This window comes from Tianweitania sp., assembly GCF_032053605.1.
GTDB lineage: Bacteria > Pseudomonadota > Alphaproteobacteria > Rhizobiales > Rhizobiaceae > Tianweitania.
Window position 1 is genome coordinate 1 of sequence record NZ_DAMBUH010000134.1, and the last position, 212, is coordinate 212.

The 212-nt window shown below is 69.8% G+C and carries 1 protein-coding gene; it reads right to left on the minus strand.

The features are described 5' to 3' along the window. Positions 1-212 (minus strand): hypothetical protein (locus RTX98_RS18785; protein ID WP_312798344.1); only part of this gene is annotated, 212 nt, incomplete at both ends.

A 212-nucleotide genomic window follows, 5' to 3' on the forward strand; every position in this document is an offset into this window, starting at 1 on the left:
CGGCGACAAAGGCGGCAGGCTGGAGCGTCCGGACTGACCGCCGGACATGCTCACCGGCGCCATCGCGCTGCGCTGAACCGTACCGCTCGGTGCTGCCGGCAAGGACGACGGCGCCTGGCTGTACGACCTATTCGCCGGCGCGGCCGTGGCGGTCTGCGTTCCCGTGGAAGAGGTTGTGAACATGTCGCTCGTGAAGCGCGACACGCCGGAGG